We start from the raw sequence: 1,758 nt of genomic DNA on the forward strand, positions 1-1,758 counted from the left end.
GTGTTTTTTCACTATCGGTGTCAGGCTGAGCACGCCAAGGCGTGGTATTTCCACTTGGCAGCCACTCGGACACGTCACCATTTTATTGAAACTTTTACATTTGGGTATAAACACATCCCTGATGATCGGCACCTAATCCTTTCATCCATGAAAGTCTGCCATTATCTAAAAAAGCCGCGCTATGGTAGGTAAATTACCGCTACATAGCAATAGAATTTAAGTTTAACCAAATCAGGTGGTTAATTTATCACCAACCAATTGATTTTATCGCTTTAAACTAGCAGAAAAATCTAACATGCGATTTAACGACTTAAGGGCCCCTTCACGTAAAGACATATCAACAAATACTTCTTTATCTGTAGCGTCTAATAACGCTTCTTCAATCGCTTTTAAGCCATTCATTGCCATCCAAGGGCAGTGAGCGCAACTACGACATGTTGCGCCTTCTCCAGCGGTTGGTGCTTCAAAGAACTCTTTTTCTGGGCAAAGCTGCTGCATTTTATAGAAAATGCCTCTGTCGGTAGCAACAATAAACTTCTTGTTAGGCATTTCTTGCGCAGCTTTAATTAATTGACTGGTTGAACCCACAGCATCGGCTAAATCTACCACTTCAATTGGCGATTCTGGGTGCACTAAAACAGCTGCATCAGGGTGCAAAGCTTTCATGTCTTTTAATGCTTTAGTTTTGAATTCATCGTGAACGATACAAGCACCCTGCCACATCAACATGTCAGCGCCAGTTTGCTTTTGAATATAGTTACCTAGATGACGATCAGGTCCCCAAAGAATTTTTTCGCCTTGCTCATCTAAATGTTCAACAATTTCCAATGCACAAGATGAAGTAACGATCCAATCGGCTCTTGCTTTAACGGCAGTTGAAGTATTTGCATAAACTACAACCGTACGATCAGGGTGTTGATCACAAAACTCATTAAACTCTTTGATTGGGCAACCTAAATCTAACGAGCAGGTTGCTTCTAACGTTGGCATTACTACCGTTTTATTGGGGGTTAGCACTTTGGCTGTTTCTCCCATAAACCGCACACCAGCCACTAATAATGTGTCAGCTGGATGGGTATTACCAAAACGCGCCATTTCTAATGAATCAGCTACACAGCCGCCTGTTTCTTCAGCTAATGCTTGAATCTCAGGGTCGGTATAATAATGTGCTACTAAAACGGCATTTTTCTCTACTAGCAATCGTTTGATGCGAGATTTATACGCCTCTTTTTGTTCTTGTGATAAAGGAACAGGTTTAGCAGGAAATTGAAAGTCAAATTCAACGGCTAGATTGCTTTGCGACATTTTATACTCAGTGTTACAGCGATTAAAAAACGTAGTGATTATAAGGGAAAGTCGTCAAAAAGTGTATATGCAGTTCATAGTTCTGTCATATAAAATCAATATAATTAATGAAGCGGTTATTATTCTAAAGAAAAGTGGTGGGTCATGAAGGATTGATTCCATACTTCCATGTATACCACCCTTCGGGTCGCACTGCGTGCGGGCAAAATTGTTCCAGACAATTTTGTGAACCTTCTTCTCGGTTCAAGTATGTATCGATGAAGATATTAAATAATAAAAGTATAAAGATATTTTGAAAAGTGGTGGGTCGTGAAGGATTTGAACCTTCGACAAATTGGTTAAAAGCCAACTGCTCTACCAACTGAGCTAACGACCCGAAGTCTTTTCAGTTAAATTATAAAGTGGTGGGTCGTGAAGGATTTGAACCTTCGACAAATTGGTTAAAAGCCAACT

The 1,758-nt window shown here is 40.0% G+C and carries 1 protein-coding gene and 1 tRNA gene; both read right to left on the minus strand.

The features are described from left to right. Positions 1-264: 264 nt before the first annotated feature. On the minus strand, positions 265-1,305 hold the full coding sequence (gene nadA, locus JC525_RS18770; protein ID WP_024017280.1) for a quinolinate synthase NadA: 1,041 nt from the start codon (positions 1,303-1,305) through the stop codon (positions 265-267). A 300-nt stretch (positions 1,306-1,605) separates the two neighbouring features. Beyond that, positions 1,606-1,681 (minus strand) — tRNA-Lys (locus tag JC525_RS18775). Between the last annotated feature and the right edge of the window lie 77 nt (positions 1,682-1,758).

Source organism: Alteromonas sp. IB21 (genome assembly GCF_016405965.1).
Taxonomy (GTDB): Bacteria; Pseudomonadota; Gammaproteobacteria; order Enterobacterales; family Alteromonadaceae; genus Alteromonas.